A 22,824-nucleotide genomic window follows, 5' to 3' on the forward strand; every position below is an offset into this window, starting at 1 on the left:
CAGTTCACGTCGAGGATCAGAACTCGAAGCGCAGGGTCGCCGAGACGGACCGCGGCGCGCCGATCGAGGCGGTGCGGTTGCCCGATTCCGCCGTCGAGATGTTCGCCAGGTAGTCTTCGTCGAACAGGTTCTGGACGTTGACCTGGAGGAACATGCCCTCGCGGATCGCGTCCATGCTCCAGCGAGCGTCGAGATCGACCACCGTGTAGGACGGGGTGGCCTCGTCGTTCACCAGGTTGGTCCAGCGCTCGTCGACGTACTTGGCCTGGGCGCCCAGGGTCAGATCGCCGAAGTCGTATTCACCGCGGAGCGCCCACTGGAGTTGCGGGACTTCCGGCAGCTCGTTGCCGGCCGTGGCGAAGGTGCCGCCCGAGGTGTTCGGGATGTTCGACTCGATTTCCGTCTGGATCCACGAGGCCGAGGCGAAGACCGAGAAGGCGTCCGTCACCTGGTAGCCGATCTGGCCATCCCAGCCCCAGCGCGAGATCTCGCCCGCGTTGATGCTGTAGGCGATGGTCGACAGGTCGGGCAGGGTCTCGAAGCCGCGAACGATGAAGTTCTCGAAGTCGGTCCGGAAGATCGAGGTCGCCACGATCAGGTCACCGCCGGCGTAGCGGTAGCCGAGGTCGTAGTTGCGGCTGCGCTCCGGATCCGGATTGGCCGGGACGCGGTCATAGAGGTCGTCCGTCCGCGGGGCCGACAGGTTCTCGGCGTAGCTGAAGAAGGTCGTGTGGCCGGGAGCGAACTCCCAGGACGCGCCGATGTTCGGCAGGATCGCGTCATACTCGCGGGTGAAGCTGACCGGAGCGCCGGCGGTGGCCGAGGCGCCGGCGCTGACCAGCGGCGGAACTGGACGCTGACGGGAGCACCAGGCGTTGAAGGTGTCCGTCTGCCAGCAGTAGTTGTTCAGCTCGCGCTCGAAGAAGGGCGCGCGCACGCCGATGTTCAGGCGAACGGTGTCGTCCATGAAGCTGCCGCTGTACTCGACGGCGAACTGGTTGAGCAGGGCGATCGACTGGCGGTTGCGCTCCTGGAAGTAGTCGCCGTCGCGGGTCAGCACGACGCGGCCATAGCCGTCCTTTCCGCCGAACACGTTCTCCGGATCGCCGTTGGTGTCGAGGTAGCCGAACTCCGAGGTCTGGCGGTGGTTACCACGGTCCCAGGTATAGGCGAAGCGGACCCGGTGATCGTCGGTGATGTCCCAGATCAGCGAGCTGTTGACGCTGTAGCGGCGGGTGTTGGTGTTGGACGGCGAGTACAGCTTGATCCGGTCGAGGATGTCGCCGTCGCCGTTCAGGTCCACGCCGGTCGCCGTCGGCATCAGCGGGTTGAAGAAGGTGCCCTGCAGGCGCTGGTCGGTTTCCTCGACGTTGGTGATGCCGCCGCCGTTGGCCAGGACGTACTGGAACGTCGGGTCGATCGTCAGCGTCAGGCTGTCCGACAGGGTGAAGCGCGACTGACCCCGGATGTTACCAGTGTTAGAAGGGTTGATCGCGTAGTTGTAATAGAACTGGCAGCCCGGGTTGGCGGCGTTGTTGCCCTGGTCCTGACGGGTGCCGCCGACCGGCGCCAGCAGGGTGCAGGTGTCGGTGTTCGGCGTCGGGCTGATCGTGCCCGGGACGAACGGGGCGCTGTCGCCGTTGAAGGCGTCGACGCTGGCGTTCGTGTAGAAGTGGTTGCGGTTCTCGTTGTAGTGGAACGCCACCGACAGGAAGTCGCCGTTGTCACCCAGCGGCTGCCAGATGCGGGCGTTGTACTGATCCTTGATCAGCTCGCCCGGACCGCGGAACTGGTCGTATTCGGTGTGCGAATAGGCCGCCCACATGCGGGTGCCCCACGGGCCCAACTCGCCGGTTTCGCCGAGCAGGAAGATGCGGCGGTAGTTGAACGAACCGATCGACGGCTGGATGGCGATCATCGGGTCGACGCCCGGACGGCGGGTGACCATGTTGATCGTGCCGCCGGTGGCCGAAGCGGTCGGGCTGTCGACGTCGGTGGTGCCCTGGTTGACCGACACGCGGTCGAACAGTTCGGGATCGACCTGCTGGTTCGAATAGATCTGATAGTTGCCGGTGTCGTTCAGCTGGATGCCGTCGAGGTTCAGCGAGATGCGCTGGGCGTCGAAGCCGCGGATGGTGATGTCACCGCCCGATCCGCCGTAGGCGTCCTGGTTGTTGAAGGTCACGCCCGGCAGGATGTTCAGCGACTGCAGGACGGTCTGACCCGGCTGCTGGGTCTCGAGGTATTCCTGGGTCAGGGTCGAGCGCGCGCGGGTGACGGTCTCGGCGACCGCCAGGCCGTCGACGTTGGCCGGGCCGCGGGCGCCGGTGACGACCACTTCGCCGACCGTGGTGGTGTTTTCTTCGAAGGTTTCCGAGCCGGTCGACTGGGCCGACGCGGCGGTGGCCGCCAGGACGCCGCCCACCAGGGCGGTCGTGGCCCAGAAGGCGCGCTTGAGGTTGTTCATGGATAGATCCCCGAGTTCGGCCATAAGCGGCCACGAGGCGGACCGAAGACGGCCGCCGATGCACAGGGCGTTTAGCGCCCCCCGATCGAAATGTTGGCGACAAGTATGTGACAGGCGTGTGACAGTCGCCCGCCGTGGCGGCGGAACCACACCGAGCCGCGCACCCCGTGATTTTCTTGCCGCGCTGGCCTATAGCGGCCCTTCCGCAGCGAGGAGGCGCGCCGCGTGAGGCCAGCGAGCGTCGATATTTCAGTGGATAAGCGTGGGGACGCCTGGCGCGTGGCGCTCGTCCTGACGCTGGCGCTCACCCTGGCCCGGCTCGTCGCCCTGTTCCTGACCCCGCTGGAGCTCTACCCGGACGAGGCGCAATACTGGCTTTGGTCGCGGGATCTGGCGTTCGGCTATTATTCCAAGCCGCCGATGCTGGCCTGGCTGATCGGGCTCACGACCGCCATCGGCGGCGACGGCGAGGCCTGGGTGCGGCTGTCCTCCCCCCTCCTGCACGCCGGCACGGGCCTGATCCTGTTCGAGGTCGGGCGAAGGTTGCACGGGCCCCGGGTCGGCCTGTGGTCCGCCGTCTTCTATGCGCTGATGCCCGGCGTGCAGCTCTCGGCGGGCGTGGCCTCGACCGACGCGCCTCTGCTGTTCTTCGCCGCGCTCGGCCTGCTGGCCTATGTGGCGTTTCTCGCCGGCCCCTCGATGCGCCTGGCCGCCGCCTGCGGCCTTGCCGTGGGCGCCGCCTTCCTCAGCAAGTACGCCGCCCTCTACATCCTGCTGGGGGTCGGGCTTCACCTGATCTGGTCGCCCCAGGCCCGGACGTGCTGGACCTGGGGCCGGGCCCTCGGCGCCGTAGCGGGTCTGGCGCTCGTGGCGGCGCCCAATCTGGTGTGGAACGCGCTGAACGACTTCTCCACGGTCAGTCACACCGCGGACAACGCCAATTGGCGCTGGGACGACCTGTTCCATCCGGTCGAGATGATCGAGTTCCTGGCCTCGCAGCTGATGGTGCTGGGGCCCGTACCCTTCGTCCTGCTGATCCTGGGCGCGTTCGCTGCCCTGCGCGCGCGGGCAAGCACGCCGGAGGCGGATCGCCTGCTGCTGAGCCTGGCGGTTCCTCCGGTCCTGCTGGTCACGGTGCAGGCGCTGCTGTCGCGGGCCAACGCGAACTGGGCGGTCATCGCCTATGCGCCGGCCGTTGTTCTGGTCGCGGCCTGGCTGTTGCGCGACCACAGGCCGCGTCTCCTCTGGGGCGCGATCGCCTTCCAGGCGCTGGTCGCCGTCATGGTGCTGGTGCTGGCGATCTGGCCGCCGCTGGCCGACCGTATCGGGCTGGGCGGCGCCTTTAAGCGCGTGCGCGGCTGGGAGACGAGCGCCCACCGCATCCTCGACGCGGCCGAGGCTCAGGGCCCGCGCACCGTGGTCGCCGCGGACGACCGCTTCCTGTTCAACAGCCTGGCCTACTACGGCCGCGACCGCCTCGCCGGCGACGATGCGCCGATCCTGAGGATGTGGGTCCGCGAGGCCTCGGCGAACAACCAGGCCGAAGCGACCTCTCCGCTCACGCCCGAGCTCGGCGACCGGGTGCTGCTGGCGTCCACGGAGGTCCGGTTCCGGCATGAGTTCGTCGCCGACTTTGCGAGTTTCTCGGGCTGGCGAGACGTGTCGGTCCGCCTCGATCCCAGCCGCACCCGCGACGTGGCCGTCGGCCTGGGCCGGGGGTTCGCCCCCCGCCCGCGGGATCCCGTCACCGGCCTGCCCACACCGCCCTGAGCCGCTCCGCCCGCCGGCAGCCCACGCTGTAGGCCTGGTAGCGGGCGGGATTCCGCCGCGCGAAGTCCTGATGATAGGCCTCGGCCGGCCAGAAACGCCGGGCCGCGCGCACCGGAGTGACGAAGCGATCCGCGCCGATGACGCGCACCGCCGCCCGCCGCGAGGCCTCCGCGATCGGCCTCTGGCTCTCGGTGGCGTAGACGGCTGAGACATAGGACGGGCCCTGATCGCAGAACTGTCCGTCCGCGTCGGTCACGTCGATCATCCGCCAGAAGCGGTCCACCAGCTGGCGGTAGGTCACCCGCCCGCTGTCGTAGGTGACCCGCACCGCCTCGACGTGACCGGTGCCGCCGCGCACCACCTGGGCGTAGGACGGGTCGCTGACATGGCCGCCGGTGAAGCCGGACTCGGCCTCGATGACTCCGTCGATCTGCTCGAAGTTGCGCTCGATGCTCCAGAAGCAGCCGCCGGCGAACACGGCGGTGCGCTCTTCGCCGCGAAGGGGCTGGCGCGGCCGCTCGCTCTGGGCGCGGGTGTCCGAGCAGGCGGCCAGCGCCACGAGGACGGCGACGACGGCGGCGGGAAGTCTCATGGGAACCTCGCGGGGGACCCCGAAGCTACGTCCGGCGGACACGCGCGGACGCGTCGCATCCTACACCCGCTTGCCATGCGGGAACGCCCGCATTAGGAAGCGCGCTCGCTCTGACCGGGCCCGCCCGGTACGCCGGAGAGGTGGCAGAGTGGTTGAATGTACCGCACTCGAAATGCGGCGTGCTCGCAAGGGCACCGTGGGTTCGAATCCCACCCTCTCCGCCATCCCCTGACATGAGTCCCAGACGCACTGGACCGCCTCTGGGCGGCAGGGGAGGCGGGACGCGGTGCGGCCGTTGCGGAATCGGCGATGCGACCTCAGAGCTCGGCGAGCGCCGCTTCGAGCTGTTGGCCGACCGCGCGGGCGTGCTCCAGCAATGCCGGGTTATCCACCGCCGCCATGGACGCGGCAGGATTCACCACCGCGACCTCGACGCTCTGGTCTGTCTGCTGGACGATGACGTTGCAGGGCAGCACGACGCCGATGTGGGGCTCCATCTCCAGCGCCTGGTGGGCCATGGTCGGGTTGCAGGCGCCCAGGATGCGATAGGGGCGGAAGTCCTGGCCGATCTTGGCCTTGAGCGTGCCGGTGACGTCGATCTCGGTCAGGACGCCGAAGCCGTGGCGGGCCAGGGCCTCGCGGGTGCGCTCGATCACCTCCTCAAAGGCGCCGGGCACGCGGCGCGCATGGAAATAGGTCATGGCTTGTCTCCTGAAGGCTTGCCGAAGATCTCGCACAGCAGCCCGATCACCCGGGCCGCGGCCGGGTCGGCGATGCTGTAGTAGACGGTCTGGGCCTCACGCCGGGGCGTGATGACGCCCTCCTCGCGCAGGCGCGCCAGATGCTGGGAGCAGGCCGACTGCGACAGGCCGGCGAAGGCGGCCAGCTCGCTGACCGCGGACTCTCCGTCGCTGAGCCGGCACATGAGCATCAGCCGCTGCTCGTTGGCGAACAGCCGCATCAGCCGCGCGGCCGGGGCGGCCTGGGCCTCCAGCCGGGCGAGCGCCTCCGGCGTGGCGGCGGCGGGCAGTCGGGCCTGGGTCATGCGGCGGTCTCCTCGGCGGCGGTGTCGCCCCCCTTCAACGCCACATAGATCGCCGGGATCACCAGCACCGTCAGCAGCGTCGAGGACATCAGCCCGAACAGCAGCGAAATCGCCAGTCCCTGGAAGATGGGATCGAACAGGATCACCGCCGCCCCGATCATGGCCGCCAGCGCGGTCAGCAGGATCGGCTTGAAGCGGATCGCGCCGGCCTCAAGCAGCACGTCCTTCAAAGGCCGCCCGGTCTTGCGGGCGTGCTCGATGAAGTCGACCAGGAGGATCGAGTTCCGCACGATGATGCCAGCGAGCGCGATGAAGCCGATCATGGAGGTGGCGGTGAAGGGCGCGCCGAACAGCATGTGGCCGATCACGATGCCGATCAGGGTGAGTGGGATGGGCGTCAGGATCACCAGCGGGAGGCGGAAGTCCCGGAACTGGGCGACCACCAGGATGTAGATGCCGACCAGCGCCACGCCGAAGGCCGCGCCCATGTCGCGGAAGGTCACCCAGGTGATCTCCCATTCGCCGTCCCACAGGACGGTCGGCCGGCTTTCGTCGTCGGGCTGGCCGTTGAGGCGGACCTCGGGCTCGGGCAGGTCGCTCCAGTCCTCGGCCCGGATCGCGCCGTCCACCGCCAGAATGCCGTAGATCGGCGCCTCGTAGCGGCCGGCAAGCTCGGCCATGACCATCTCGGCGTCGCGACCATCCCGACGATAGACCGGATAGCTGGCCAGTTCGCTGCGGGCCTCGACCACCTCGCCCAGCTCGACCAGCCGGGGGGCGCCGTCGAGGGTGGTCACCGCCACGGGCAGGGTGGCCAGGTGCTCGCTCCAGGTGCGTTCGGACTGGGGCAGGCGCACGGCGATCTCCACCGGCGTGCGTCCCTCGTCGCGCGCGGCGTAGCCCAGGGTCGAGCCGCCCATCAGGGCCGCGACCGTGTCGTGCACCTGACGCTCCTGCAGTCCGAACCGCTCGATCCGCTCGCGCAAGGGCGACAGCCGCAAGGTCGGCCGGCGCTCGCCGAAGCTGTTGTCGACGTCGACGATCGACGGCTCGGCGCGGAAGATCGCCTCGAGGCGACGGGCGACAGCGCGGCGCGTCTCGGCGTCGGGCCCATAGACCTCGGCCAGCAGGGTGGCCAGCACGGGCGGTCCGGGCGGGGCCTCGACGACCTTGAGCGAGGCGCCGTCCGGCAAGGCCAGCTCGGCCAGCCGCTCGCGCAGGTCGATGGCGATGGCGTGGCTGGCGCGGTCGCGCTCGCCCTTGTGGCTAAGCATCACCGCCAGGTCGCCCTGCTCGGGCCGCTCGCGCAGGAAGTAGTGCCTGACGAGGCCGTTGAAGTTGAAGGGGGCTGCGGTCCCGGCATAGCTCTGGATGGCCACGACCTCGGGAACCGACTGCGTCAGGGCCGCGGCCGCCGCCAGGGTGCGTTCGGTGACTTCCAGGCTCGTGCCCTCGGGCATGTCGAGCACGACCTGGAGTTCGGATTTGTTGTCAAACGGCAGCAGCTTCACCGGCACGGCGCGCATGCCGAACATCGACATGGCGAGCAGCGTCGCGACCCCAACAGCGCCGAGGAACATCCAGGCGCTGCGGCGCGTGCGGATGACCCTGCTGGCCCAACGCCGATAGAGCCGTCCGATCCAGCCTTCGCTCTCCCCGTGGTCATGGCCGGCGGCCAGGGCGCGGCGCGCCAGCCGGATCATCAGCCAGGGCGCCAGCACGACGGCCACGAAGAAGGAGAAGACCATGGCCGCCGAGGCGTTCACTGGAATCGGCGCCATGTACGGGCCCATCAGGCCGGAGACGAACAGCATCGGCAGCAGCGCCGCCACCACCGTCAGGGTCGCCACGATGGTCGGATTGCCCACCTCGGCCACGGCCTCCACGGCGGCCTCGGCCCGGCTGCGTCCGTCGTTCATGGCCCAGTGCCGGGCGATGTTCTCGATGATGACGATGGCGTCGTCCACGAGGATGCCGATCGAGAAGATCAGGGCGAACAGACTGACCCGGTTGATGGTGTAGCCCATCAGGTGCGAGGCGAAGAGCGTCAGCAGGATGGTGGTCGGGATGACCACGGCGGTCACCGCCGCCTCCCGCCAGCCGATGGCGAAGCCGATCAGGACGACGATCGAGACGGTGGCCAGGCCCAGGTGGAAGAGCAGCTCGTTGGCCTTCTCATTGGCCGTCTCGCCGTAGTCGCGCGCGATCACGACCTCGAGGCCTTCGGGGATCAGCGAACCGCTGAGCTGGTCGAGCCGCGCATGCAGGTCGCGCGACAGAACCACGGCGTTGGCGCCGGGCCGCTTGGCGACGGCGACGCTGACGGCGGGCGTGCGGCTCCACCCCGCTTCGCCGCGCGCATAGTGAGCGACCCGCGCCTGGTCCTCGCGCGGCGCCAGGACGACATCGGCCACGTCGCGCAGATAGACGGGCTGGCCCGTGACCGAAGAGACGGTGAGCAGCGAGGCGTCCTCGGGCGTGCTTAGCCGCTCGCCGATCCTGAGGGCCGTGGCGGAACCCTCCTCGCGCACCACGCCGGCGGGGAAGCTGCGGTTCGCCTGGCTGACAGTCTCGAGCAGGGACGACAGGGGGACGCCACGCAGGCTCATGCGGGCGGGGTCCGGCTCGACGCGGATTTCAGACGGTCGGCCGCCGACGATGAAGGTCTGGCCGACATTGTCGACCTTGGCGATCTCGGCGCGGAGGCGCACGGCGACCTCGTAGAGGGCCTGATCGCTCCAGCGGCCCGCCGCTTCGGGGGACGGCGTGAGGGTCAGGACCAGGGCCGGCACGTCGTCGATCCCCCGGGTGGTGATGATCGGCTCGCTGACGCCCACGGGAATGTCGCCGTAGTTGGCGCGGATGCGTTCGTGCACACGTACGGCGGCGTCGTCCGGGTCCGACCCCACCTCGAAGCGGGCCGTCACCATCACCCGGTCGTCCTCGGCCTGGGTGTAGACGTGCTCCACCCCGTCGATGCTGTTGACGATGGCCTCAAGCGGCTCGGCGACCAGTTCGACAGCGTCCGACGCGTTGAGGCCGGGGGCGGCGACCATCACGTCCACCATGGGCACGCTGATCTGGGGCTCTTCCTCGCGGGGGATGCTGAGCAGCGCCATCAGGCCCACGGCGATGGCCGCCAGCAGCATCAGGGGCGTCAGGGGAGAGTTGAGGGTCGCCTGCGTCAGGCGACCGGACAGGCCCAACCGCATCAGCGCGCCTCCGCCGGCAGGACCACGTCGCCTTCGGCGAGGCCGGAGAGAACCTCGACCCGTCCGTCCGGTAGGTCGGGGCCCAGCTGGACCGGCGCTTCGACCGCCACGCCGCCGGGGCCGACGGTGCGGACGTAGTCGATGCCAAACCGGGTCGCGACGAATCGCCGGGGAATGGCGATGGCCTGCCGCTCCCCGAGAGACAGCCTCACCTCCAGGCGCTGGCCGACGCCGCGCTGGTCCAGCCCGGTGACCGCCACGTCGGCCACGACGCGGCCGGCCGTCGCCGCCGGATAGATCTGGGTGATGACGCCGCCCTCGTTCAGGCCAGCGATCTCGACCGTCTGACCCAGCCCCAGGGCGCGGCCCTGGGCCTCCGGGACCTCCAGACGCACCACGAGCGGTCCGGCGGTGATGGTGGCCACGGACTGGCCGGGGGTCACGACCGAGCCCTCCGGCACGTCGGCGGTGAGGACCTGGCCCGCCGTCGGCGCCAGTATGCGCCCCTGGGTTCCCAGCTCCGCGGTGGCCGCCCGCTGGGCGCGCGCCGCGCGCGCCTGGCCCTCGGCCGCCTCATAGGCGGCGCGCGACTGGTCCAGTCGGGCCTGGGCGTAGATTCCCTGGTCGAACAGGGCCTGAATTCGCGACAGGTCCGCGCGCGCCCGTCCGGCCTCGGCCTCGGCCGCCGCGACGAGCGCCTCCTGGGCCGCGGTCTGCAGGCCGATGCGGTCATCGACGACCACCCCGATCAACTGGCCCTCGCGCACGAGATCGCCCTCGCGGACGTTCAGGCGGACCAGCACGCCGCCGATCCGGGCGCGCGCTTCGCCCAGGTCGCGCGACGCTATGACGGCGGGGACCGCCTTCGTGTCGGGAATGGCCGCGCGCGTGACCGTCAGCCGCTCGCCTTCGGCCACGGCCGGCGCCGGCCCCGCGTCCTCATGACGCCCGCAGCCAGCCAAGGCCACGGTCCCGAAGACCAGTCCCACAGCGACCACGCTGGCGGAGAATGTGCGCACGAGCGGCTCCATCATTAGCTTGCGCTAATATTAGGAGATGCTAAATCTCCTGCAAGCCCCGCCTGAGGGTTGGTCCGTCGCGGTCTCCCCACCTTGATCCAGGTCAAGGCCGCCGGCGCCGGCTGGCCCGAGGCTGAGGGGTGTGGACATGGATGGAGGTTGGCGTGACCAAGCCCGTCGTCGTTGTGCTCGGAGCCGGTCTCGGCGGCGTCATAGCCGCCTATGAAATCCGCCAGGTCCTGGGGGATCGCGCAGAGCTGGTCGTGGTGTCGAAGGGCGACACCTTCCACTTCACCCCCTCCAACCCCTGGGTCGCCGTCAACTGGCGAAAGCGCGACGCGATCGAGGTGTCCCTGCCGCCGGTCATGGCCCGCAAGGGAATCCGGTTCATCGGCCAGGGCGCCCGCAAGGTCGATCCCGCCCATAGCCGGCTGGAGCTCGATGACGGCCAGGTCCTGGCCTACGACTACCTGGTAATCTCGACCGGGCCCGAGCTGGCCTTCGACGAAATCCCGGGACTCGGTCCGGACGGCAACACCCAGTCGGTCTGCCACGTCGGCCACGCCGTCGAGGCCAGCGACGCCTTCGCCGAGTTGGTGGCCAACCCCGGTCCGATCGTCGTCGGGGCGGTCCAGGGCGCGTCCTGCTTCGGGCCGGCCTATGAGTTCGCGATGATCCTGGACACCGAGCTGCGCCGCCGTCGGGTGCGCGATCGGGTCCCCATGACCTTCGTTACCTCCGAGCCCTATGTCGGCCACCTGGGCCTGGACGGCGTCGGCGACACCAAGGGCCTGCTCGAAAGCGAGATGCGCCAGCGGCACATCAAGTGGATCACCAATGCGCGTGTCACCTCGGTCGACCCCGGGCTGATGCACGTCGAGGAGGTCGGCGGCGACGGCCAGGTCAAGGCTACGCACGACCTGCCCTTCAAGTTCTCGATGATGCTGCCGGCCTTCCGGGGCGTCGAGGCGGTGCGCGGCGTCGAGGGTCTGACCAATCCGCGCGGCTTCATCCTGGTGGACAAGCACCAGCGCAACCCGACCTATCCGAACGTCTTCGGCGTCGGGGTCTGCATCGCCATTCCGCCGACGGGCCCGACGCCGGTGCCGGTCGGGGTGCCCAAGACGGGCTTCATGATCGAGAGCATGGTCTCGGCCACGGCCGCCAACCTGGAGCAGCTGATCGCCGGCAAGGCGGCGACTCATGAGGCGACCTGGAACGCCATCTGCCTGGCCGACTTCGGCGACGGCGGCGTGGCCTTCATGGCCCAGCCTCAGATCCCGCCGCGCAACATCAACTGGTCGGCCAGCGGCGGCTGGGTCCACGCCGCCAAGATCGCGTTCGAGAAGTACTTCCTCCACAAGGTCCGGTCGGGCCAGAGCGAGCCGATCTACGAGAAGCTGGCCCTCGACCTGATCGGCGCGCCGAAGCTGCGCCAGACCGTCCACTGACAACCGGAGCCGCCGCCATGAACGTCGACAAGGCCGTGTTCGTCTTCGCCGGGCTGATCGTCCTGACCAGCGTGGCGCTCGCCCGCTGGGTCAATCCCGCCTGGATCCTGCTGGCTGTCTTCGCCGGCCTCAACATGATCCAGGCCGCCTTCACCGGCTTCTGTCCGGCGGCGATGGTGTTCAGGCGACTGGGCTGCAAGCCGGGAACGGCTTTCCCCTCGTAAAGAGATCAGTCTCGTCCGGAGTGACCGGTCAGCGCCGAACGGTTTCGCCGCCGGCGGCGTCCGGGGGCACTTTGGAGCGGCCTGGGCGTTAGCGTGCGGAGGAGACTCCCATGCACCCACGCCAAACTTCGCCCAGTAAGACGACGCACGTTGAAAGCCCGCTTGAGACGGTGGCGGAGGTGCTGCGCCGCGAGGCTGATCCGAACGATCCCATGACCGAAGAGGCGGCGGTGAAGGCCATCGGCCGGGTCTTGGGGATCCAGCCCAAGGCGCCGCGGGACCCGTACAAGAAACCTCTGGGCTGAAGCTCCAGCGTCGCCGTTCAGGAACGGGCGGCCGCTGTTTCGCGCGCGATCACCCGAATCAGGCAGGCGGCCGCCGCCGCGCGCGTGGGTGCTTCTCCCGAGATCGGATGGGGCACGCCGTCACGGCGGGCGGCCTCCCAGCGCCACGTCGAGCCGACCTGGGCGATGGTCCAGAGAAATCCTTGGGACTGCATGACGGCGCGCCTGTGAGTTGGAGTCGCTGAACGTCAGACGCGACCCAATCGTTCCGGAAACGGCGCAGGTTCAATGGGTTGGATCACGCGGGTCGCGGAACCGCGACGCGGGCGCGACCGTTCTAGGGGCCTTCCCAAGTCACAGGCGCGCGATGACCCTCGTCAGCTTTCCCCAGGCCTCGCAGGGCGCTGGACACCGTCTCGATCCCGAAGCCTTCCACCGACGCCTGGCCCGATGGAACCACCGGCGCCTGGACCCGACTACGCCCCACGACGGCTGGGCGGCGGACGCGCGCGCCGATGCGGAGATGACCCTGGTCGAGGGCGCTTGGGTCGAAGCCTTCCGCCAGGAGATCGCGCCGCTGGTCGCCGAGGCGCCGTCCGACGTCGAAGGCTTTATTGCCTGGTTCGAGGCCCTGATAGACACCGGTCCCGGCCAGAATGACCCGCTCTTTCCCTGGCTGGCCGAGGAAGCGTCGCTTGAGGAAATGCGCTGGTTCCTGCTCCAGGAAGTGGCCGGCGAGGCGGGCTTCGAGGACCTGGTCGCTATGGCCCAGGTGAAAATGCCGACGCGGCCCAAGCTCGAGCTGGCCCGCAACTACTGGGACGAGATGGGCCGCGGTAACGAAGGCGGCATGCACGGGCCGATGCTCGATAGGCTGGCGCGTGCGCTGGACCTGCATCCGACCCTGGACGGCACCGTCTGGCCTTCGCTGGCGCTAGGAAATTGCCTGGTCGCCTTCGCGACGACCCGACGTTACGCCTATCACGCCCTGGGCGCGCTGGGCGCCGTCGAGCTTACCGCCCCCTGGCGGGCCGCCCATGTCGCGGCGGGCCTGAAGCGGCTGGGCGTCGGCCCGGAGCGGAAGTACTTCGCCCTGCACGCCACGCTGGACGTCGAGCATTCGAAGGCCTGGAACGCCGAAGTCCTGCGGCCTCTGATGGAGCAAGATCCGAGCCTCGGTCGATCGCTGGCGGAAGGCGCCGTCATGCGGCTGCTGTCCGGGGCCCGGTGCTTCGAAGCCTATCGCGCTGTGCTGTGGTCGAGGGTCCCCAACGTGCGAGCCCCGGGCCTGATCCTGATCGAGCCTTCTAGAGAAACCCCAGCCGCTTGAGCTCGGCGATAGAAGTTCGTGCGTCGCGGTGGTGAATGAAGACGCCGCCTTCGGACTCCCAGAGGTGGCGGTACTTGTCGCGGTCGTCGACCAGGGCGTCGCCGGGGTGGCAGTGCTCACGCTTCAGGGCGGCCGAGGTGGTGATGACCTCCACGCCGGGGAAGTGGCGAGCGGCCCATCTGCGCTTCTGCGGCTCGGCCCATTTCCCGCGCGGCAGGCCCGTGAGGATGACGGGGTCGGTACGCCGCACCGCTTCGTAAAGCTCCATGGCGTCCGGCAGCAGCGGCAGGGTGTCGAAGAAGTCCGGGGCCGAGGCCAGTCTGGCCCAGAAACGGCCGAGGCCAAAGCGGCGCTCGAACCGGTCCGGTGTCATGCCCAGCACGGCTTCGGCCCCCGCGTCGAAGTCGGCCAGCACGCCGTCGCAGTCGAGATAGATGCGGGGCTGGTCGCGGGCGGGTCTGGGCATGTCAGAACGCCGCCGGAACCAGAGTCACCGGCATGGGATCGAGCTCGCGCCAGCCCCGCTCCCGCAGCACGTCGTTGCTCTCCCTGGCCGAGCGTCCGGAGCCGAGCGACCAGGTGATGTGATAGGTCGAGCCGTCGGGCCGGTCGGTCTCGCCGTCGATGGCGACGACGAGGGCCTGGACGCCGCCATGGTCATCGGTCGCGCCGACGATCTCGGCGTTCACGGCGCGTGGGAGGGCCTCGTCGGGGCCGGCGCCGGCGCGGAGCGTCACATGATCGGCCACGACCCTGTCATAGGCAGGCGGGATCAGGGCGAGAAGCGCGTCCCGCTCGCGGCGATCGAGCTTCCAGCCGAGGACGCGCACCCTATTGGCGGTTGTCGCGCTCGTGGCGCTTCTCCTCGGAGCTGGCCTGGCGGTCGCGCTTGCCTTCGGGCGTGTGGCGGGAGTGGATGTCGGGCTCCCCGCCGCCGCCGGAAATCTGCGAGCGCGGGCTGAGATGATCCGGCGCGTCGGCGTCCTTCACGACCGGATCGGCCCGGGGCTCATTGCGGTCCTGGTGGCTGGAGCCGGGGCCGCCCCAGCGGTCGGTTTCGGCGTTCTTGTCGGGCATGGAATCCTCCTTCTGGTCAGGCGAACGAGGGCGGGCCACGCTTCGTTCCGCCCCGTCGGCTTGACACCGGCCCCGGGCCGGGCTCCGAACGTGCGACGGAGGCGGTGACACGTGATCGAACGCAGCGAAACCAGCCGGGCCTCCCCGCCCGAAGAGGTCCGGGGCCTGGGCGGCGGCAATCTCGCGACCCGGCTGGCCGCGGGTATGCTGCGGTGGGGGCATCCGCGCTCGCCGGCGCCGCGCACCGCGGCCTTCATCGCCGTCAGCCTGGCCTGGCTTGTGCTGGGGGTGATCGGCTGGAGCCAGTGGCGCGAGACCCCGCTGGGCGCCGACACGCCGGGCGACTTCATCTATCTGTCCCTGTGGATGCTGACGGCGCAGGGGGACGTGGCGGGCGAGACCCTGCCGCTGACGCTCGATCTGGCGCGGTGGTTCGGGGCGGCCATTCCGCTGCTCGGCGTGCTGTTCCTGGCCGCGCGCCAGATCGGCGACACCCTGGCGCTCAGCCTGATCCAGCTGTGGGGCGCGGGGCATCTGGTCATCGTGGGCGAAGGCCGGGGCGCCGTGGAGGCCGCCGAGGCCGGGCGCGCTGAGGGGGCGGCCGTGGTCCTGATCGACGCCGACATCGGCGAGGCCGAGATCGAGGACCTGAACCAGCAGGGCGTGCTGGTCGTCCGCGACGACCTGCGCGCCTCGGCCCGCAAGGCGGCGCTGGGCCGCGCGCGCCGGGCGGTGGTGGTCAGCACGCGCCCGACGGTGGCTCTGTCCCTGGCCCGTCGGGCCGCCGAGGTGATGGCGCCTTCGGCCGATCTGCACGTCCAGGTCGAGGAACCAGACATCCTTGAGATGATGCGCCAGTCCGCCGCGCGGCACGCGGGCGACGGACCCGCGCCGAGACCCTTCTCCCTGGCGGAGGCGGCCGCCCGGCGGGCGCACGAGGAACTGCGGCTCTGGGATCGGCCCGGCGATGGGCTGCACGTCGCGGTTCTCGGCGCCGGCCCGTTCTCGGAGGGCATGGCGAGGCTGGCGCTTTCGCTGGGATGGCGGGTCGGCCGCGTCCCGCCGCGGGTGACCCTGTGGGACCCGGACGGCGCCCTGCGCGACCGCTGGAGCCGCATGGCCCCGGGCGTGCTCGTAGATCTCTCCGCCGTCTATGACAGCCCGCCGTTCCGCGTCGATTTCTCGACGGCGCCGTCGGTCGGAGCCTTCCTGACGGAGACGGAGGACGCAACCGCCTGGGTCGTCGAGGAGGACGTCGGCCAGGCCTGCGCGGCCGCGCTGATGGCGTCGCGGCTGGAGCGCGGTCCCGTGGTGGTCGTCTCCGGCGAACGTGAACTGGAGCTGATGCTGACGGGCGTGGAGACGGCGGTGCGGGGCTTCGCCGCGGGGCTGGAGGCCGCCATCCTGCCGTTCACCGACCGGCTCGCCCAGCAGTTGCACAAGGCCTACGAAGCGCGGGGCCAGGAGGGCTACATCCTGGTCGGCTCGGGCGACAGCGGCGTCAAATGGTCGATCCTGCCCGAGTCGATGTGGGCGGCGAATCGCGCGGCGGCCGGCCATGTGGCGGTCAAGGTCGCCGACGCAGACGCCGCGGGCGCCGATCCGCGCGAGGACCGGGCGCTGCTCGACCGCATGGCCGAGGTGGAGCATGAGCGCTGGTGCGCCGAGCGCCTGCTGAACGGTTGGCGGCCCGGCCCTGCGCGGGACAACGCCCGCAAGCTGCATCCCGACCTCAAGGGCTGGTCGGCGCTGGACGAGCCCGGCCGCGACAAGGACCGCGACGGGGTGATCGACGCCTTCCGCGTGGCTCGGCCGCGGCCGCGCCCCTAGGCGTTTCCTCCGGTCTCCAGCTGCTCCATGACCTGGTTGATGGCGCGGTAGCAGTCACACGAGGCGCGTTCGAGCTCGGGGCGGTCCACGATCTCGATGGCGCCGCGCTTGCGGCGGATCAGGCCGCGTTCCTCGAGAAGGGCCGAGACCTCGCTGACGGTGGCGCGGCGGACGGCCAGCATGTCGGCGACGCTCTGTTGCGTGAGGTGCAGTGTCGGGCTCTCCACCCGGTCCTGCAGCATCAAGAGCCAGCGGGCGAAGCGCTCCTCAAGCCGGTGCTCGGCGTTGCAGGCCGCGATCTGCTGAACCTGGGCGAAGAGCATTTCCGTATGCCGCGCGATCGCCTCGCGCAGCCGCGGACTTTCGGCCAGCGCTTCGGAGAAGGCCCCCGCCTCGATGCAGCTGGCCAAGCCGTCCGTCTGGGCCACGGCGCGCGTCATTGCCCCTCCGTTCAGGGGGCCGCAGGTGGCGCCGACCAGGCCCTCGGCGCCGATCACCGCGGTCTCGACCGCACGGCGTTCGACGAGGGTCAGAAGCGAGATCGCGCCCCGGGTCGGAAACCAGACCGCCTCGGACGCCGCGCCGGCCTCGTGCACGACCTGGCCGCGCTCGAAGGCGTGCGGCTGAAGGTGCGGCTTGAGCCGGGCCTGGTCCTCCGCGTCGAGCGACGCCAGCCAATGGTTCTGCATCTCCTCGCTCCACAAGCGTTACCGTTCCAGAACGCCACGCTTCGAACCGCGTTCCGTCCGCGTCTCGACAGTCGCCAAGCGCCGGCGGCTTCCGCGCGGCCGCGCAACGCGCTAGGCGACGCAGAGCGAGGGAGAGTCCGATGGACCGTTCGAGAGTGGATGCGGATGCGGCGCTGCGGGAGTTTCCCGACTGGTCGCGGGCCGAGGGACAGCGCGAGGCTATCGCGCGCACGTTTCGGTTCAAGGACTTCAACGCGGCCTTCGGCTTCATGAGCCGCGTGGCGCTTCTGGCCGAGAAGATGGACCACCACCCGGAGTGGTCGAACGTCTACGACCGGGTCGAGGTGCTGCTGACCACCCATGACGCCGGTGGCGTCACCGCCCTGGACGTGAAGATGGCGCGTTTCATGGACGAGACCGCCGACCAGATGGGTGGTCGCTGATGGCCGGCCGGGTCGAAGGCAAGGCGGCGCTGGTCACCGGCGCCGCCCAGGGGCTGGGCGAGGCCATCGCCCGCATGCTGGCCCGCGAGGGCGCGAAGGTCGCCCTGACCGACCTCAACGCCGACAAGGCGGCGGCGGTGGCCGAGGACATCAACCGCGAACGGCCGGGCGCCGCCTTCGCCTATGCGCACGACGTGACGTCTGAGGACCAGTGGGCCGAGGTGCTGGACCGCGCCGTGGCCGACATGGGCGGCCTGTCGATCCTGGTGAACAACGCCGGCATCGGCTGTGATTTCGTGACCGTTGAGAACGACACGCTCGAGAACTGGCGACGGGTCCAGGCCGTGAACGTCGAAAGCGTCATGCTGGGCTGCAAGCACGCCATGCCGCATCTGCGGGCCTCGGCGCCGGCGTCGATCGTCAACATCTCCTCGATCGCGGGACTGGTCGCCGCGCCGAACATGGGCGCCTACAACGCCACCAAGGCGGCGGTCTGGCTCTATTCCAAGACCGTCGCGCTGGAGGCGGCGCGGGCCGGCTGGAACGTGCGCTGCAACTCGGTTCACCCGGTCTTCATCAAGACGCCGATCCTGGATCCCTTCGTGGCCATGGCCGGCGGCGATGAGGAGCTGGCGCACCAGAAGCTGATGCGTGGGATTCCGCTCAAGCGGATCGGTGAGCCTGACGACGTGGCCTATGCGGTGCTGTACCTGGCTTCGGACGAATCCAAGTTCGTCACGGCCACCGAGCTCAAGGTCGATGGGGGCCTGTCGGCCCAGTAGGCGATCAGCTGACCAGAATGGTTCCCAGCAGCACCCGGGCGCCCGACCGGCCGAGGGTGCGGTCGACCGCGGCCTGAAGCTCTCGCGCCAGGCGGTCGGCGTCCGGCGCGTGGCCGGGCAGCAGGCCGGCGCCGAATTCCCGCAGGCTCTCGGTGAGCGCGGCGCGCAGCCTCGGCTGGGCCTGGGCGGCCTGGCTGCGGAGCGCCTCGTCGTGGACGTCGATGCCCGCCTCCACCGACAGGACCCCCCGGCGCCCGGCCGACCGGACGATCGTCGCCGTCAGGGTCGGGAACCGGGTGTAGCTGGGCTGGCTGGAACTCGACGAGGAGGGCCCTCCCGCTCGCGCCACAGTGGGCGCGGCGGCGATGGCCAGGGTCAAGGCGAGGGCGTCTCTGCGGCGCATGGGCGGACCATGCCGCCCGGCCGTTGACGTTCGGTTTACGCTGTCGCCACCGCCATCGGCTGAAGATCAAGCACCGCGAACAGGGCGGCGTCCTCGTCCTCTTCCGGATTGGGCGTGGTCAGCAGGCGACCGCCGACGAAGATGGAGTTGGCCCCGGCCAGAAAGCACAGGGCCTGCATCTCGCGGCTCATGGCCTCGCGGCCGGCCGACAGGCGCACCATCGACTTCGGGCAGACCAGCCGCGCCACCGCCACGGTGCGCACGAACTCGATCGGGTCGATCGAGCCCTCGACCTGGACCTTGTCTCCGAGGGGCGTCCCCGCGATGGGCACGAGCGCATTGACCGGCAGGCTGTCGGGATGAAGCGGCAGGGTCGCCAGCGCATGCAGCAGGCCGGCGCGATCACGGCGCGCCTCGCCCATGCCGACGATGCCGCCGCAGCAGGTCTTCATGCCGACGTCGCGCACGGCCTGAAGCGTATCCAGCCGGTCCTGATAGGTCCGGGTGGTGACCACCTCGCCATAGTACTCCGGCCCGGTGTCGAGGTTGTGGTTGTAGAAATCGAGCCCGGCGTCCTTGAGCGCCGTCGCCTGATCCGGCGTCAGCATGCCGAGCGTCGCGCAGGTCTCCAGGCCCAGCGCCTTGACCTCCGAGATCATGGCCTGGAGCCGCGGCAGGTCTCGGTCCTTGAGCTCGCGCCAGGCCGCGCCCATGCAGAAGCGGTCCGCGCCGCCGGCCTTGGCCGCGCGGGCCTCGGCCAGGACGGTTTCCGTCTCCATCAGCCTGGAGGCCTTCAGGCCCGTCTTGAAGTGCGCCGACTGGCTGCAGTAGCCGCAGTTCTCGGCGCAGCCTCCGGTCTTGACCGAAAGCAGGCGCGACAGCTGGACCTGGCTCGGATCGAACCAGCGGCGGTGGACCTCGGCGGCTGCGAAGACCAAGTCCATGAAGGGCCGGGCGAACAGGGCCTCGACCTCCGCCAGCGTCCAGTCGTGACGCGGCTCGGCGGGGTCTCGGACGCGGGCTGTCGTTCCGTCGGCCATCAGTGAACCGTCGGCCCCTTGGCCGCCTGACGCTTCCTGGCCATCATGTTCAGGCCCTCGACAAGGGCCGAGAAGGCCATGGCGGCGTAGATGTAGCCCTTGGGCACGTGCACGCCGAAGGCGTCGGCGATCAGCACCATGCCGATCATCAGGAGGAAGCCCAGCGCCAGCATGACCACGGTCGGGTTCTTGTTGATGAAGTCAGCCAGCGGGTCGGCGGCCAGCAGCATGACCGTCACGGCGGCGATCACCGCCACCACCATGATCGGCAGGTGATCCGTCATGCCGATCGCGGTCAGGATCGAGTCGATCGAGAAGACCAGATCCAGCAGGATGATCTGGAAGATCGCCGCGCCGGCGTTGTTGATGATGACGTCCTTCTTGTCGAGCAGGTCGTGGTTCTCGCTGGGGACCGGATCGACCGTGTGGTGGATTTCCTTGGTCGCCTTCCACACCAGGAACAGGCCGCCGGCCAGCAGGATCAGATCCTTCCAGCTGAAGGCCGTCTCGAAGGCCGGTTCGCCGTGCTCGCCGATCGGGCCGACCAGACCCAGGTCGAACACCGTCGCGGTCAGGCCGACCAGCCAGGCGATGATCGACAGCAGCGCCAGACGCATGATCAGGGCCAGGCCGATGCCGATGCGGCGGACCCGCTGGCGCTGATGCTCGGGCAGCTTGTTCGAAAGAATCGAGATGAAGATCAGGTTGTCGATCCCCAGCACCACCTCCATCACCACCAGGGTGACGAGCGCCGCCCAGGCGGCGGGATCGGAAAGAAGGGGAAGGATCGAGTCCATCGGTCGGGGGCTCCACGAGCGTCTGCGGCCAGGTCGGCGCCTTGTTAGGGGCGGGCGTCAGGCCGCGCAACGGAAACGACGCGCTTTGCCGGACCCGCATCGGTTGCTCCTGCGAAACTTCGGTGCTATCAGGCGCCCGGCTTCCGACGGGGCGGTCCGAAAGGGTCCGTCCCGTCGTGTGCTTTTCCAAGCATATCAAGCCCTTAGCGGAGGTGAGCGATCACCCCCGATTTTGACCCGAACGCTGTTCCTTTAGGCGGACCCAAAGTGGCGGACGATCTCAAGGCCGACGAAGTCTCCGAACGCTACGCGCGCGCCCTCTTCGAACTCGCCGAAGAGGCGGGCGAGCTGGACGCCGTGCGCGCGGACCTGAAGTCGCTGAAGGCCATGCTGGCCGACAGCGGCGACCTGCGCCGTCTGGCGTCGTCGCCGCTCTATTCCGCCGAGGACAAGGGCAAGGCGTTCGTGGCGCTGGCCTCTCAGGCCGGCTTCCGGATGACCACGGCCAAGTTCCTGGGCCTGCTGACCCAGAACGGCCGCGCCGCGGCCCTGCCTGGCGTTATCGCCGCCTATGAGCGCCTGTGGGCCAGGAAGACCGGCGTCGTCGCCGCCCAGGTCACCAGCGCCAAGCCGCTGACCAAGGCCCAGCTGGACGCCGTCAAGACGTCGCTGCGCCAGGCGCTCGGCAAGGATCCCGAGATCGAGACCCGCGTGGACGCGGGCCTGCTCGGCGGACTCAAGGTCAAGGTGGGCTCGCGTCTGTTCGACGCCTCGCTGAAGACCAAACTCGACACCCTGAAATTCGCCCTCAAGAGAGCGTAAGACCATGGACATCCGCGCCGCCGAAATCTCGGCCATCCTCAAGAGCCAGATCGCCAACTTCGGCGACGAAGCGGACGTCTCGGACGTCGGCAGCGTCCTGTCGGTGGGCGACGGCATCGCCCGCGTCCACGGTCTGGACCAGGTCCAGGCCGGTGAAATGGTCTCCTTCCCCAAGGCCGGGGTTAAGGGCATGGCGCTCAACCTCGAGCGCGACAACGTCGGCGTCGTGATCTTCGGCTCCGACTCCGAGATCTCGGAAGGCGACGAAGTCCGCCGCCTCGGCGAAATCGTGGACGTCCCGGTCGGCAAGGGCCTGCTGGGCCGCGTCGTGAACCCGCTGGGCGAGCCGATCGACGGCAAGGGCCCGATCCAGTTCACCGAGCGCCGCCGCGTGGACGTGAAGGCTCCGGGCATCATCCCCCGCAAGTCGGTGCACGAGCCGATGCAGACCGGCCTGAAGGCGATCGACACCCTGATCCCGATCGGCCGCGGCCAGCGCGAGCTGATCATCGGCGACCGTCAGGTCGGCAAGACCGCCGTCGCCGTCGACACCATCCTGAACCAGAAGGCGGTCAACGCCTCGGACAACGAGTCCGAGAAGCTTTACTGCATCTACGTCGCCATCGGCCAGAAGCGCTCGACCGTCGCCCAGATCGTAAAGACGCTCGAGGAGCGCGGCGCGCTGGACTACACCATCGTCGTCGCGGCCACCGCCTCGGAGCCCGCCCCGCTGCAGTTCCTGGCCCCGTTCGCCGGCTGCGCCATGGGCGAGTTCTTCCGCGACAACGGCATGCACGCCCTGATCATCTACGACGACCTGTCCAAGCAGGCCGTGGCCTATCGTCAGATGTCGCTGCTGCTGCGCCGTCCGCCGGGCCGTGAAGCCTATCCGGGCGACGTCTTCTACCTGCACTCGCGCCTGCTCGAGCGCGCCGCCAAGCTGAACGAGGACAACGGCTCCGGCTCGCTGACGGCCCTGCCGCTCATCGAGACCCAGGCCAACGACGTGTCGGCTTACATCCCGACCAACGTGATCTCGATCACCGACGGCCAGATCTTCCTGGAATCCGACCTGTTCTACCAGGGCATCCGCCCCGCGGTGAACGTCGGCATCTCGGTGTCGCGCGTGGGCTCCTCGGCCCAGATCAAAGCGATGAAGCAGGTGTCCGGCCCCATCAAGGGCGAGCTGGCCCAGTACCGGGAAATGGCCGCCTTCGCGAAGTTCGGCTCGGACCTCGACGCCTCGACGCAGAAGCTGCTGGCCCGCGGCGAGCGCCTGACCGAGCTGCTCAAGCAGCCCCAGTACGCCCCGCTTAAGGTCGAGGAGCAGGTCTGCGTGATCTACGCCGGCACCCGCGGCTATCTCGATGGCATCCCGACCTCGGCGGTCGGCCGCTTCGAGCAGGAATTCCTCAGCCTGCTGCACGCCAAGCACCAGGGCCTGCTGGACGGCATCCGCACCAAGAAGGCGCTGGATGATCAACTCGAGGGCGAACTGAAGTCGGCCCTGCAGAGCTTCACCTCGACCTTCGCGGCCTAATCCAGAG

The 22,824-nt window shown here is 69.5% G+C and carries 24 protein-coding genes and 1 tRNA gene; 11 read left to right on the top strand and 14 right to left on the bottom strand.

Going from position 1 to position 22,824, the window contains the following annotated elements:
* Nucleotides 1–16: 16 nt before the first annotated feature.
* Nucleotides 17–2,467 (bottom strand): TonB-dependent receptor, encoded by a 2,451-nt coding sequence (locus Q0M60_RS03135; protein ID WP_296815811.1) that lies wholly within the window; start codon nt 2,465–2,467, stop codon nt 17–19.
* Between the two features lie 225 nt (nt 2,468–2,692).
* Between Q0M60_RS03135 and Q0M60_RS03140 the strand changes: the two genes are divergently transcribed.
* Nucleotides 2,693–4,237, top strand: coding sequence for a glycosyltransferase family 39 protein (locus tag Q0M60_RS03140; protein WP_296815814.1), 1,545 nt, complete (start codon nt 2,693–2,695; stop codon nt 4,235–4,237).
* On the opposite strand, the gene msrA is transcribed toward Q0M60_RS03140, so the two are convergent.
* Nucleotides 4,212–4,829 (bottom strand): peptide-methionine (S)-S-oxide reductase MsrA, encoded by a 618-nt coding sequence (msrA, locus tag Q0M60_RS03145; RefSeq protein ID WP_296815816.1) that lies wholly within the window; start codon nt 4,827–4,829, stop codon nt 4,212–4,214. The two genes, Q0M60_RS03140 and msrA, sit on opposite strands and share 26 nt — an antisense overlap.
* A 134-nt stretch (nt 4,830–4,963) precedes the next feature.
* On the opposite strand from msrA, the gene Q0M60_RS03150 reads away from it, so the two are divergent.
* Nucleotides 4,964–5,053, top strand: a tRNA-Ser gene (locus Q0M60_RS03150).
* Between the two features lie 93 nt (nt 5,054–5,146).
* Here Q0M60_RS03150 and Q0M60_RS03155 read toward each other — a convergent pair.
* The 4 genes from Q0M60_RS03155 to Q0M60_RS03170 are packed head-to-tail and all read right to left on the bottom strand — an operon-like array spanning nt 5,147 to nt 10,105.
* Nucleotides 5,147–5,530, bottom strand: a complete 384-nt coding sequence (locus Q0M60_RS03155) for a DUF302 domain-containing protein (RefSeq protein WP_296815819.1) — start codon at nt 5,528–5,530, stop codon at nt 5,147–5,149.
* Nucleotides 5,527–5,874 carry a metalloregulator ArsR/SmtB family transcription factor gene (locus Q0M60_RS03160; protein WP_296815821.1) on the bottom strand — a complete coding sequence of 116 codons (348 nt, stop codon included), beginning with the start codon at nt 5,872–5,874 and terminating at the stop codon, nt 5,527–5,529. Before Q0M60_RS03160 ends, Q0M60_RS03155 begins: the two co-directional genes overlap by 4 nt.
* On the bottom strand, nt 5,871–9,086 hold the full coding sequence (locus Q0M60_RS03165) for an efflux RND transporter permease subunit (protein ID WP_296815824.1): 3,216 nt from the start codon (nt 9,084–9,086) through the stop codon (nt 5,871–5,873). Before Q0M60_RS03165 ends, Q0M60_RS03160 begins: the two co-directional genes overlap by 4 nt.
* Nucleotides 9,086–10,105, bottom strand: coding sequence for an efflux RND transporter periplasmic adaptor subunit (locus Q0M60_RS03170; RefSeq protein ID WP_296815826.1), 1,020 nt, complete (start codon nt 10,103–10,105; stop codon nt 9,086–9,088). The genes Q0M60_RS03165 and Q0M60_RS03170 overlap by 1 nt, the downstream gene beginning before the upstream one ends.
* Nucleotides 10,106–10,269: 164 nt before the next feature.
* Between Q0M60_RS03170 and Q0M60_RS03175 the strand changes: the two genes are divergently transcribed.
* From Q0M60_RS03175 to Q0M60_RS03185, 3 genes are all read left to right on the top strand, one after another.
* Entirely contained in the window at nt 10,270–11,556 is a 1,287-nt protein-coding gene (locus Q0M60_RS03175; protein ID WP_296815829.1) for an FAD/NAD(P)-binding oxidoreductase, read from the top strand.
* Between the two features lie 17 nt (nt 11,557–11,573).
* Entirely contained in the window at nt 11,574–11,780 is a 207-nt protein-coding gene (locus Q0M60_RS03180) for a DUF2892 domain-containing protein (RefSeq protein WP_296815831.1), read from the top strand.
* Nucleotides 11,781–11,890: 110 nt separating this feature from the next.
* On the top strand, nt 11,891–12,085 hold the full coding sequence (locus Q0M60_RS03185) for a hypothetical protein (RefSeq protein WP_296815834.1): 195 nt from the start codon (nt 11,891–11,893) through the stop codon (nt 12,083–12,085).
* A gap of 17 nt (nt 12,086–12,102) precedes the next feature.
* Here Q0M60_RS03185 and Q0M60_RS03190 read toward each other — a convergent pair whose 3' ends face one another.
* On the bottom strand, nt 12,103–12,279 hold the full coding sequence (locus Q0M60_RS03190) for a hypothetical protein (RefSeq protein WP_296815836.1): 177 nt from the start codon (nt 12,277–12,279) through the stop codon (nt 12,103–12,105).
* 152 nt (nt 12,280–12,431) lie between these two features.
* Between Q0M60_RS03190 and Q0M60_RS03195 the strand changes: the two genes are divergently transcribed.
* Nucleotides 12,432–13,394, top strand: coding sequence for an iron-containing redox enzyme family protein (locus Q0M60_RS03195; protein ID WP_296815838.1), 963 nt, complete (start codon nt 12,432–12,434; stop codon nt 13,392–13,394).
* On the opposite strand, the gene Q0M60_RS03200 is transcribed toward Q0M60_RS03195, so the two are convergent.
* Genes Q0M60_RS03200 through Q0M60_RS03210 form a run of 3 tightly spaced genes read right to left on the bottom strand, consistent with a single transcriptional unit; the run spans nt 13,372 to nt 14,471 of the window.
* Nucleotides 13,372–13,860, bottom strand: coding sequence for a hypothetical protein (locus Q0M60_RS03200; protein ID WP_296815841.1), 489 nt, complete (start codon nt 13,858–13,860; stop codon nt 13,372–13,374). The two genes, Q0M60_RS03195 and Q0M60_RS03200, sit on opposite strands and share 23 nt — an antisense overlap.
* A gap of 1 nt (nt 13,861) precedes the next feature.
* Complete coding sequence (locus Q0M60_RS03205; protein WP_296815844.1) at nt 13,862–14,224, bottom strand: hypothetical protein; 363 nt, start codon at nt 14,222–14,224, stop codon at nt 13,862–13,864.
* A gap of 1 nt (nt 14,225) precedes the next feature.
* Nucleotides 14,226–14,471 (bottom strand): hypothetical protein, encoded by a 246-nt coding sequence (locus tag Q0M60_RS03210; protein WP_296815847.1) that lies wholly within the window; start codon nt 14,469–14,471, stop codon nt 14,226–14,228.
* Between the two features lie 111 nt (nt 14,472–14,582).
* Between Q0M60_RS03210 and Q0M60_RS03215 the strand changes: the two genes are divergently transcribed.
* Nucleotides 14,583–16,301: a RyR domain-containing protein gene (locus tag Q0M60_RS03215; protein WP_296815850.1), complete on the top strand. Its 1,719-nt coding sequence runs from the start codon at nt 14,583–14,585 to the stop codon at nt 16,299–16,301.
* On the opposite strand, the gene Q0M60_RS03220 is transcribed toward Q0M60_RS03215, so the two are convergent.
* Nucleotides 16,298–16,990: a Crp/Fnr family transcriptional regulator gene (locus tag Q0M60_RS03220; protein ID WP_296815853.1), complete on the bottom strand. Its 693-nt coding sequence runs from the start codon at nt 16,988–16,990 to the stop codon at nt 16,298–16,300. The genes Q0M60_RS03215 and Q0M60_RS03220 overlap by 4 nt on opposite strands.
* A gap of 140 nt (nt 16,991–17,130) precedes the next feature.
* Between Q0M60_RS03220 and Q0M60_RS03225 the strand changes: the two genes are divergently transcribed.
* Nucleotides 17,131–17,433 (top strand): 4a-hydroxytetrahydrobiopterin dehydratase, encoded by a 303-nt coding sequence (locus Q0M60_RS03225; RefSeq protein ID WP_296815855.1) that lies wholly within the window; start codon nt 17,131–17,133, stop codon nt 17,431–17,433.
* Nucleotides 17,433–18,215 carry an SDR family oxidoreductase gene (locus Q0M60_RS03230; protein WP_296815858.1) on the top strand — a complete coding sequence of 261 codons (783 nt, stop codon included), beginning with the start codon at nt 17,433–17,435 and terminating at the stop codon, nt 18,213–18,215. Before Q0M60_RS03225 ends, Q0M60_RS03230 begins: the two co-directional genes overlap by 1 nt.
* A 4-nt stretch (nt 18,216–18,219) precedes the next feature.
* On the opposite strand, the gene Q0M60_RS03235 is transcribed toward Q0M60_RS03230, so the two are convergent.
* From Q0M60_RS03235 to Q0M60_RS03245, 3 genes are read right to left on the bottom strand one after another with little or no spacing between them, the layout of a single operon-like run.
* On the bottom strand, nt 18,220–18,618 hold the full coding sequence (locus Q0M60_RS03235) for a Tat pathway signal protein (RefSeq protein WP_296815859.1): 399 nt from the start codon (nt 18,616–18,618) through the stop codon (nt 18,220–18,222).
* A gap of 35 nt (nt 18,619–18,653) precedes the next feature.
* Nucleotides 18,654–19,658: a biotin synthase BioB gene (gene bioB, locus Q0M60_RS03240; RefSeq protein ID WP_296815862.1), complete on the bottom strand. Its 1,005-nt coding sequence runs from the start codon at nt 19,656–19,658 to the stop codon at nt 18,654–18,656.
* Entirely contained in the window at nt 19,658–20,455 is a 798-nt protein-coding gene (locus Q0M60_RS03245) for a TerC family protein (protein ID WP_296815864.1), read from the bottom strand. Before Q0M60_RS03245 ends, bioB begins: the two co-directional genes overlap by 1 nt.
* A 267-nt stretch (nt 20,456–20,722) precedes the next feature.
* On the opposite strand from Q0M60_RS03245, the gene Q0M60_RS03250 reads away from it, so the two are divergent.
* Together Q0M60_RS03250 and atpA are read left to right on the top strand one after the other, a co-directional pair.
* On the top strand, nt 20,723–21,277 hold the full coding sequence (locus Q0M60_RS03250) for a F0F1 ATP synthase subunit delta (protein ID WP_296815866.1): 555 nt from the start codon (nt 20,723–20,725) through the stop codon (nt 21,275–21,277).
* 4 nt (nt 21,278–21,281) lie between these two features.
* A complete protein-coding gene (gene atpA, locus Q0M60_RS03255) occupies nt 21,282–22,817 on the top strand; it encodes a F0F1 ATP synthase subunit alpha (RefSeq protein WP_296815868.1) in 1,536 nt (511 codons plus the stop codon).
* The last annotated feature ends 7 nt before the right edge of the window (nt 22,818–22,824 follow it).

Source organism: Brevundimonas sp. (genome assembly GCF_024711105.1).
In the GTDB taxonomy this organism is placed as follows: domain Bacteria; phylum Pseudomonadota; class Alphaproteobacteria; order Caulobacterales; family Caulobacteraceae; genus Brevundimonas.

Bases quoted from the DNA above. Each gene is read 5' to 3' on its own strand.
- Q0M60_RS03160 (WP_296815821.1), bottom strand. From the start codon at position 5,874: ATGACCCAGGCCCGACTGCCCGCCGCCGCCACGCCGGAGGCGCTCGCC.
- Q0M60_RS03180 (WP_296815831.1), top strand. From the start codon at position 11,574: ATGAACGTCGACAAGGCCGTGTTCGTCTTCGCCGGGCTGATCGTCCTG.
- Q0M60_RS03185 (WP_296815834.1), top strand. From the start codon at position 11,891: ATGCACCCACGCCAAACTTCGCCCAGTAAGACGACGCACGTTGAAAGC.
- Q0M60_RS03220 (WP_296815853.1), bottom strand. From the start codon at position 16,990: ATGCAGAACCATTGGCTGGCGTCGCTCGACGCGGAGGACCAGGCCCGG.
- bioB (WP_296815862.1), bottom strand. From the start codon at position 19,658: ATGGCCGACGGAACGACAGCCCGCGTCCGAGACCCCGCCGAGCCGCGT.
- msrA (WP_296815816.1), bottom strand. From the start codon at position 4,829: ATGAGACTTCCCGCCGCCGTCGTCGCCGTCCTCGTGGCGCTGGCCGCC.
- Q0M60_RS03230 (WP_296815858.1), top strand. From the start codon at position 17,433: ATGGCCGGCCGGGTCGAAGGCAAGGCGGCGCTGGTCACCGGCGCCGCC.
- atpA (WP_296815868.1), top strand. From the start codon at position 21,282: ATGGACATCCGCGCCGCCGAAATCTCGGCCATCCTCAAGAGCCAGATC.
- Q0M60_RS03135 (WP_296815811.1), bottom strand. From the start codon at position 2,467: ATGAACAACCTCAAGCGCGCCTTCTGGGCCACGACCGCCCTGGTGGGC.
- Q0M60_RS03245 (WP_296815864.1), bottom strand. From the start codon at position 20,455: ATGGACTCGATCCTTCCCCTTCTTTCCGATCCCGCCGCCTGGGCGGCG.
- Q0M60_RS03165 (WP_296815824.1), bottom strand. From the start codon at position 9,086: ATGCGGTTGGGCCTGTCCGGTCGCCTGACGCAGGCGACCCTCAACTCT.
- Q0M60_RS03235 (WP_296815859.1), bottom strand. From the start codon at position 18,618: ATGCGCCGCAGAGACGCCCTCGCCTTGACCCTGGCCATCGCCGCCGCG.
- Q0M60_RS03210 (WP_296815847.1), bottom strand. From the start codon at position 14,471: ATGCCCGACAAGAACGCCGAAACCGACCGCTGGGGCGGCCCCGGCTCC.
- Q0M60_RS03195 (WP_296815838.1), top strand. From the start codon at position 12,432: ATGACCCTCGTCAGCTTTCCCCAGGCCTCGCAGGGCGCTGGACACCGT.
- Q0M60_RS03225 (WP_296815855.1), top strand. From the start codon at position 17,131: ATGGACCGTTCGAGAGTGGATGCGGATGCGGCGCTGCGGGAGTTTCCC.
- Q0M60_RS03190 (WP_296815836.1), bottom strand. From the start codon at position 12,279: ATGCAGTCCCAAGGATTTCTCTGGACCATCGCCCAGGTCGGCTCGACG.
- Q0M60_RS03200 (WP_296815841.1), bottom strand. From the start codon at position 13,860: ATGCCCAGACCCGCCCGCGACCAGCCCCGCATCTATCTCGACTGCGAC.
- Q0M60_RS03155 (WP_296815819.1), bottom strand. From the start codon at position 5,530: ATGACCTATTTCCATGCGCGCCGCGTGCCCGGCGCCTTTGAGGAGGTG.